The organism is Sutterella parvirubra YIT 11816, assembly GCF_000250875.1.
Lineage (GTDB): Bacteria > Pseudomonadota > Gammaproteobacteria > Burkholderiales > Burkholderiaceae_F > Sutterella > Sutterella parvirubra.
On sequence record NZ_JH605003.1, the window covers coordinates 30050 to 38032 of the forward strand.

Genomic DNA, 7983 nt, shown 5'->3' on the forward strand with positions numbered 1-7983 from the left:
GCCCGCGGGGATTGGTCCCGAAGTCGCCGTCCGGGCGGCCTGGGAGACCCGTGCGCGCGTGGAGCTGATCGGCGACCGGACGCAACTCGAAAAGACCGCGGAGGCGCTGGGTTTGGGCCCCGCGCCCGCGCACGTCTCCTTCCGGCACGTGCCGCTCGCCGCAGCGCCCGTCCCGGGGGTGCTCGACCGCCGGAACGCACCCGCGGTCCTTGAGATGCTCACGCTCGCGCACGAAGGCGCCGCGTCGGGGCGCTACCGCGCGATCGTCACCGGCCCCGTGCAGAAGAGCGTGCTCTGCGGTCCGGGGAGCCACTTCTCCGGCCACACCGAATTCTTCCAACAGAAGGCGGGCGTGAAGCGCGTCGTCATGATGCTCGTCTCCACCCCGCGTCAGGACGCGCTCAAGGTGGCGCTCGCGACGACGCACCTCCCGGTCTCGCAGATCGCTCCGGCGATCACGCCCGAGCGCTTGGACGACATTCTCGACATCCTCCTCACGGCGCTTCGCCGTGAGTACGGCTTCGCGCACCCGCGCCTCGCCGTCGCGGGCCTCAACCCGCACGCGGGCGAATCGGGCGAACTCGGCATGGAGGAAATCGAGGTGATCACGCCCGCGATCCTGCGCGCCCGAGCGAAGCACCCCGAGTGCTCGATCGAGGGGCCCTTCCCCGCCGACACCCTTTTCATTCCCGGGCGCGAAGCGTCCTACGACGCCGTCCTCGCGATGTACCACGACCAGGGCCTTCCGGTTCTGAAGCACGTCGGGTTCGTCGAGGGCGTCAACGTCACGCTGGGGCTTCCCTACGTGCGCACCTCGGTCGACCACGGCACGGCGCTCGACATCGCCGGGCGCGGCGTCGCCGACCACCGCAGCATGACGGCCGCCCTGGAACTCGCCCAAACCCTCAGCAAAAACCGTGAAGCAAGAATGGCTTGAAGGGCACCGCGCCCGCAAACGTTTCGGACAGAACTTCCTCCACGATCAGCACTGGATCGGCCGCATCGTCCGCTCGATCGACGCCAAGCCCGAAGACGCGATCATTGAGATCGGACCGGGGCAGGCGGCCCTGACGCGCGAGATCATCGCCTGCGCGGGTCACGAGACCGCGGTCGAGATCGACCGCGACCTCGCCGCCTTTCTGCGCACGCAGTTCGCACCCGAAGCGCTGACGCTCATCGAAGCCGACGCGCTCACGCTCGACTGGGCGACGGTTCTGGAAGGGAAGCGCCTCCGGATCATCGGGAACCTCCCCTACAACATCTCCTCGCCGCTGCTCTTCGCGCTGATGAAGGGCGCGCACCGCGTGATCGACCAGCACTTCATGCTGCAGAAGGAAGTCGTCGACCGCATGACGGCCGAGCCCGGGAGCAAGACCTACGGGCGGCTCTCCGTGATGCTTCAGTACCGCTACGTCATGCACAAGCTCTTCGACGTGCCGCCGGGCGCCTTCGTGCCGCCTCCGAAGGTGACGTCCTCGATCGTGCGCATGATTCCGCGTCCGGTGGAGTCCCTCCCCGAGGTCGACCTCGAAGTCTTCGGCGAGATCGTCGCGGCCGCCTTCCAGCAGCGCAGGAAGACGCTACGCAACGCCGTCTCCGCCTTCCTCACGGAGGACGAGATCCGCGCCGCCGGGATCGATCCGACGCTTCGCGCCGAGGCGCTCGACGTCAACGCCTTCGTGGCGCTCGCGAACGCCGCCGCGGCGAAGAAGGCCTGACGGCCCGCGCCCCCATTCAAAAGCCCCCGACGGTCCTGCCGTGCGGGGGCTTTTCATATCAGGCGCTCAGCTCATGAACCAGGGCGCGCCCAGCTTCGTCCTTTCGATCGACGTCTTCTGCTCGAACCAGTCGGGCATCAATCGTCCGACCTCCGCCCAGAAGACGGGCTCGTGGTTCAGGTGCCGCAGATGCGCGAGCTCATGCGCGACGATGTAGTCGATCTCCTTCGGGCGGAGCATCAGGAGCGTCAGGGAAAAGCGGATGTGCCCGCGCGCGTTGCAGCGGCCCCAGCAGTGCTTCGCGCTCCCGTAGGAGATCGCCGTCCAGGGGCGCCAGACGAGCGGGCGGAAGTGCGCGAGGCGCTTCACCACCTCTTCTTCCAGGCGCGCGCGGTAGTAGGTTTTGAGGGCCGCCTTGATCTCGTCGGGCGCCTCGGCCGACGTGACGACGGCGCCGTCCTTCAGCGCCGCGGTGCGGAAGGACGCGCCGGCGACGCCGGTCTTCAGGGGAATGAGTTCCCCCAGGATGCGGAGCCGCGCCGGAACGTCGGACGCTTCCGGCCCGGGCGCATGTCCCGCGGCCTTGGCGGCCTCCGCCGCCTCGCGGGCGTGCCTGTTGATCGATTCGCGCCAACGGTTCGCGACCTTGCGGAGCTGCTCCAGGCTGGAGCCCCGGGGCGACTCGATCATGGCGGAGCCCCCGTCCAGGAGGTAGAGCGTGTGCGAGTAGCGGCGACGGCCGTTCAACTTCAGGTTGAACGTGACGGACCCCTCGGGGAACACCATCGTGCGGAGGCCTTCCTTCAGCATCGGTCGAGCCTCGCCGTTTCGTTTTCGATCCAGGCTTCGACCTCGCGCGAGACCTCATGCGGGTCGCGCCCGGCGGTTTCAATCACGGGCCCCACCGAGACGCGCACGACGCCCGGGTTCTTCGCGACGCTGTTCTTGGGCCAGCAGTGGCCCGCGTTGTGCGCGATCGGGAGAATGGGCGTGCCGGTGGCGCACGCAAAGCGCGCGCCGCCCGTCTTGTAGGGGACGCGCTCGCCCGGCGGCACGCGCGTCCCTTCGGGGAAGAGGCAGATCCACCAGCCGCGCGCGAGCACCTCGGGGCCCTTCTTCATGAAGCTCTGAAAGGCGCTGCGGCCCTTGGCGCGGTCGATCGCGAGCATGTCCATCGACCAGATCGCCCAGCCGAGGCAGGGAATCCAGTGGAGGCTCTTCTTGTAGAGGTAGCAGGCCGGGCGCTTCAGGACGGCGGTGAGAAGAAACGGATCCATCGCCGACTGGTGCTTCGAGAGAACGACGAAGCCGCCCTCCGCCGGCATGTTCTCCATGCCCTGCGTCTCCAGCCGGATCCCGCAGATGACGCGCAGGAGCCAAAGCACGGTCTCGGCCCAGGGGCGGCAGATCGACTCGTAGCGGCGGTCGAGCGACAGGAAGGGCTTCGTCGCGAGCAGGAGCACCGTGAGCACGATGATCGTGGCCGCGAGCGCGAGGTAGAAGACGAATCCGCGAAGCGTGGACATGGCGGGGGTTCCCAAGGAAAAAGCGACTGAATTTTAAAGGAGAAAAGCCCGGCGCACCGCCCTCGAAAAGGCAATGTGACCGGGCTTTCTCATCCGTCAAGGGGCACGTTGGAACGTGCCCGCGACGGGTGCGCTTTTTACTGCGCGAGTCGGGCGATGTCCGCGACGCGGTTCATCACGTCGTAGAGGCGGCCGAGGAGCGCCTGACGGTTGGCGCGCAGCGCCGCGTCTTCGGCGTTGACCATGACGGCTTCGAAGAAGGCGTCGACCGGGGCACGCAGCGCCGCGAGCGAAACGAGCATCTCTTCGTAGCGGCCTTCGGCGAAGAGCGCCTGAACCTTGGGTTCGAGCGCGGCCAATTCCGCGAAGAGCGCCTTTTCGGCGGCTTCGGCGAGAAGCGCCTCGTCGACCTTCGTCGGGCGGTCGCCTTCGATCTTCTTGAGGATGTTGCCGATGCGCTTGTTGGCGGCGGAGAGCGCCTGCGCTTCCGGGAGCGCCATGAAGGCGCGCACGGCGGCGAGGCGGCGCGGGAGTTCGTCGAGCGTTTCGACGGGAACGGCGAGCACCGCGTCGACTTCCTGCGCGCTGTAGCCCGCATCGCGGAGCATGACGCGCAGACGGTCGCCGAAGAAGCCGAGGAGCTCTTCGCGGCGGTTGGCGACGCCGGCCACACCCTTTTCGGCTTCCCAGGCGGCGTCGACGAGGGCGCGCAGGCTCACCTTGAGGCCCTTTTCCATGAGCATGCGCAGCACGCCCAACGCGTGACGGCGGAGCGCGAACGGATCCTTTTCACCCGTCGGCATCTGGCCGATCCCGAAGAGGCCCGTCAGCGTTTCCATCTTGTCGGCCAAGGCGACCGCAAGGCTCACCGGCGTCGAGGGGAGCGCGTCGCCCGCGTAGCGCGGCTGATAGTGTTCGCGGATCGCGAGCGAAACGTCGGCGGGTTCGCCGTCGTTCTTCGCGTAGTACTCGCCCATGATGCCCTGAAGTTCGGGGAATTCGCCCACCATCAGGGTGCGCAGGTCGGCCTTCGCGAGCATCGCGGCGCGTTCGGCGTGGGCGCGGTCGGCGCCGATCAGGTCGGCGAAGAGACCGGCCATTTGGCGCACGCGCCCCATGCGTTCGGCCTGGGTGCCGAGCTTATTGTGGTAGACGACGTGGCAGAGGCCTTCGACGCGGCTCTCCAGCGTCTGCTGGCGGTCCTGGTCGTAGAAGAACTTCGCGTCGGCCAGACGCGCGCGCACGACGCGGGCGTTGCCGGTGCGGATCGCTTCGCCGCCGTCCTTGGCTTCGAGCTGAGAGACGAGGAGGAAGCGGTTCATCAGACGGCCCGAGGCGTCGCGCATCGGGAAGTACTTCTGGTTGAGCTGCATCGTGAGGATGAGGCACTCTTCGGGAACCGAGAGGAACTCCTCTTCGAAGCAGCTTTCGTAGACGACCGGCCATTCCGTGAGCGCGGTGACTTCAGCGAGAAGGTCCTCGGGGAGGATCACTTCGGCGCCGGCTTCGCGGGCGCGGTTCGTGAGAAGCTCGCGGATCAGTTCGCGGCGTTCGTCGAAGGCCGGGATCACGTGCGCGGCGCGCATCGTTTCGGCGTAGGCGTCGGCGTCCGCGATCGAGACTTCGCCCTGCGAGAGGAAGCGGTGGCCCATCGTGACGCGGCCGGCGTCGAGCCCGAAGAGCTTGACGGGGACGACGTCGGCGCCGAAGAGCGCCGTGAGGTGCTTCACCGGGCGCACGAACGCAACGGTCGTCACGCCGTCGGCCAGCTGATAGGTCATCACCTTCGGAATCGGGAGCGCGCGCACGGCGTCGTCGAGCGCGGTCTGAAGACCGGCCGCCAACGCGACGCCCGGACGGACGCCTTCGAAGACGAGCTGAACGTTCTTGCCGTCGTCGACGCGCTTCAGGTCGGCGACGTCGCAGGCGATGCCGAGCGAGGCCATCTTCTTCGTCAAGGCCGGCGTGGCGCGGCCTTCGGCGTCGATGCCGACGCGCTCGGGCACGAGCTTCTGCGTGAAGGGTTCTTCGGGGCTTTCCGCCAAAACGTCCGTCACGTGGACGGCGAGGCGGCGCGGGGCGCCGAAGGCGGTCACGCGGCTCTCGGCCGTCGTGAAGTGCTGCGCGGCGAGGCTCTTCGCCACGCCGTCGGCGAAGGCCTTGGAGAGCTTCTCCAGAGCCTTCGGCGGGAGTTCTTCGGTCTGAAGTTCAACGAGCAGATTCGTCATTTTGTTTTCGTCCTCCTCGATCTCATTCGCCCTGCTTCTTGAGCATCGGGAAGCCGAGACGTTCGCGCGCGTCGTAGTAGCTCTGGGCCACCGAGCGCGAAATGTTGCGGATGCGCGCGATGTACGCGGCGCGTTCCGTCACGGAGATGGCGCCTCGGGCATCGAGCAGGTTGAAGGTGTGGCCGGCCTTCAGAACCATTTCGTAGGCCGGGAGCGCGAGGTTCAGGTCCATCAGGCGCTTCGCTTCGCTCTCGAAGAGGTCGAACTGCGCGAGGAGCTTGACCGGGTCGCTCGCTTCGAAGTTGAAGTGCGACTGTTCGACTTCGTTCTGGTGGAAGACGTCGCCGTAGGTGAGCTTGCGCTCGTTGCCGTCGGGGTCGGTCCACGTCGTGTAGACGAGGTCGAAGACGTTGTCGCAGTGCTGCAGGTACATCGTCAGGCGTTCGAGCCCGTACGTGATTTCGCCCGTGATCGGCTTGCACTCCAGGCCGCCCACCTGCTGGAAGTACGTGAACTGCGTCACTTCCATGCCGTTCATCCAGACTTCCCAGCCGAGACCCCAGGCGCCCAGCGTCGGGTTCTCCCAGTTGTCCTCAACGAAGCGGATGTCGTTCACTTCAGTGTCGATCCCGAGCGCGCGCAGCGACCCGAGATAGAGGTCGACGATGTTGACGGGCGACGGCTTCAGGACGACCTGGTACTGGTGGTGCTGGTGCAGACGGTTCGGATTTTCGCCGTAGCGCGCGTCCTTCGGACGGCGCGAAGGCTGAACGTACGCGGCGCGCCAGGGTTCCGGCCCCAAAGCGCGCAGGAACGTGGCGGTGTGCGAGGTGCCCGCGCCGACTTCCAAGTCGATCGGCTGCAGGAGAGCGCAGCCCTGACGGTTCCAATACTCCTGCAGGCGCAGGATGACTTCCTGAAAGGTGATCATGCTTAAGTCACGCCGCGCGGGAGGCGGGCGCCAAGTGATTGAAAAATCGGGTGCTTCGGCACCCGCGGCGTCGAAGCAGAAAGATTTTGAATTATAGACCCGACGGCGCGGCCGTCTCAGCGGCGCGGCCGCCCGAGAACGAGGGCGATCCCGGCCGTGAGTACCGTGAGGATGAGGATGGGGAGGATGCCCCAACGGAGGTACGGGGTCGGCGCGCCTGCGGCGCCCGGCACCGTACCCTGGAGGACGCCGGTCGTCCCCGTGGGGAGCGCCGCAAGCACACGGCCCGAAGCGTCGACCGCGGCGCTCATGCCGTTCATGTTGACGGAGAGGATCGGACGCGCGGCTTCCAAGGCCCGCATGCGGGTCATGTCGAGGTGCTGGCCCTGCACGGCGGGGCCGAACCATCCGAGGTTCGACGTGATGAGGAAGACGTCCGGCACGCGCGCCGCGGCGAGGTCGCGAAGGACCGTGCCGTCGAGGTTTTCGTAGCAGATGAGAAGGCCGTAGGTCCGCCCCGCCCATTCGGGGTTGGGCTGATCCGCGGCGCCTTCCGCCAAATCCGCCATCGGGATGCCGAGGAGATCCGTGAACCAGCGGAACCCCGCCGGAACGTACTCGCCGAAGGGCACGAGCTTGCGCTTGTCGTTGATGACGAGGCCGCCGTCGGGGGTCTGCCAGAAGGCGCTGTTGGCCCAACCCGCAGGGGTCGGGCGGAAATTCGTATGAAGGACCGGGGCGGCGGCCTCCGCGAGGAGCCCCACCCAGGCCTCACGCGCCGCTTCGGGAAGCCGGTCCCAGGCGGTGGGAAGCACCCCTTCGGGCGTCAAGACGGGCACGCCCGGCCGCACCGGTTCGACGCCGCGCAGAAGCGCGCGGACCTCTTCGATTCTCGAGACCGGGTCGACCCGGGTGAAGAGGTCGGCGACGGGTTGGTTCGCCTGGATCATGCGGTAGGGGACCGGCGACGCGGGCTCGTACCAGGGGACGACCGTGAGGCCCCAGCCCGCGAGCACCGTGAGGAGCGCCGCAGCGAAGGAGGCCGCTCCCCGCACGGAATGCTTGTGCCCGAAGGAGAAGAGCCAGCCCAAACCGGCGGCGACAAGCCCTGCGGTGAGAAGAAAGCCGATCCCGACCCCTTCGGCGCCGAACACCGGCGCAAAGCCCGCCCAGGGGGTGTCGAGGAGCGCGTAGGCGGGCGTCAGCCAACCGAAGTCGACGAGCCCCGAGCCCCGGACCCATTCGAGAAGGCCGATCAGGGACGCGGCGAGGATCGCCCTCGCGGGACCCTCCGTGAAGCGGCTGGCGAGCCCTGCGGCGAGCGCGGGGAAGAAGCCGCAGATGAGGCCCAGAAGCGCCACGCCCGCATAGGCGAGCGACACGGGGACGTGTCCGTGCGCGATCATGCTCTCCGACGTCCAGGCGAGTCCCGGCGCGAACCAACCGAGTCCGAACGCCCAGACGAGTGCGAAGGCGGAAAGCGGCTTGAGGCGGGAAGCGGAGAAGAGAAGCGCGGTCCAAAGAAGCAGCGCGAGGAGCGCGCGCACGGGTGCGGGAAGAACGCCGCCGAAGGAGGCCGC

The 7983-nt window shown here is 67.7% G+C and carries 7 protein-coding genes; 2 read left to right on the forward strand and 5 right to left on the reverse strand.

Features of this window, described 5'->3' with window-relative positions:
* On the forward strand, window positions 1-937 hold a 937-nt coding region (pdxA, locus tag HMPREF9440_RS07985; protein WP_008543165.1), incomplete at its 5' end, for a 4-hydroxythreonine-4-phosphate dehydrogenase PdxA.
* Window positions 918-1718, forward strand: coding sequence for a 16S rRNA (adenine(1518)-N(6)/adenine(1519)-N(6))-dimethyltransferase RsmA (gene rsmA, locus HMPREF9440_RS07990; RefSeq protein WP_008543168.1), 801 nt, complete (start codon window positions 918-920; stop codon window positions 1716-1718). The genes pdxA and rsmA, both read left to right, overlap by 20 nt.
* Before the next feature lie 66 nt (window positions 1719-1784).
* On the opposite strand, the gene HMPREF9440_RS07995 is transcribed toward rsmA, so the two are convergent.
* The 5 genes from HMPREF9440_RS07995 to lnt form a co-directional block, all read right to left on the reverse strand.
* Complete coding sequence (locus tag HMPREF9440_RS07995) at window positions 1785-2528, reverse strand: M48 family metallopeptidase (protein ID WP_008543170.1); 744 nt, start codon at window positions 2526-2528, stop codon at window positions 1785-1787.
* Window positions 2522-3244 (reverse strand): lysophospholipid acyltransferase family protein, encoded by a 723-nt coding sequence (locus tag HMPREF9440_RS08000; RefSeq protein WP_008543171.1) that lies wholly within the window; start codon window positions 3242-3244, stop codon window positions 2522-2524. The genes HMPREF9440_RS07995 and HMPREF9440_RS08000 overlap by 7 nt, the downstream gene beginning before the upstream one ends.
* 137 nt (window positions 3245-3381) lie before the next feature.
* Window positions 3382-5472 (reverse strand): glycine--tRNA ligase subunit beta, encoded by a 2091-nt coding sequence (gene glyS, locus HMPREF9440_RS08005; protein ID WP_008543172.1) that lies wholly within the window; start codon window positions 5470-5472, stop codon window positions 3382-3384.
* A 22-nt stretch (window positions 5473-5494) separates the two neighbouring features.
* Window positions 5495-6403 (reverse strand): glycine--tRNA ligase subunit alpha, encoded by a 909-nt coding sequence (glyQ, locus tag HMPREF9440_RS08010; protein ID WP_008543173.1) that lies wholly within the window; start codon window positions 6401-6403, stop codon window positions 5495-5497.
* A 116-nt stretch (window positions 6404-6519) separates the two neighbouring features.
* Window positions 6520-7983: apolipoprotein N-acyltransferase (gene lnt, locus HMPREF9440_RS08015; RefSeq protein WP_172634297.1), on the reverse strand; the 1464-nt coding region annotated here is incomplete at its 5' end.

Coding starts and splice junctions, on each gene's coding strand:
- HMPREF9440_RS07995 (WP_008543170.1), bottom strand. CDS start 2,528: ATGCTGAAGGAAGGCCTCCGCACGATGGTGTTCCCCGAGGGGTCCGTC.
- HMPREF9440_RS08000 (WP_008543171.1), bottom strand. CDS start 3,244: ATGTCCACGCTTCGCGGATTCGTCTTCTACCTCGCGCTCGCGGCCACG.
- glyS (WP_008543172.1), bottom strand. CDS start 5,472: ATGACGAATCTGCTCGTTGAACTTCAGACCGAAGAACTCCCGCCGAAG.
- glyQ (WP_008543173.1), bottom strand. CDS start 6,403: ATGATCACCTTTCAGGAAGTCATCCTGCGCCTGCAGGAGTATTGGAAC.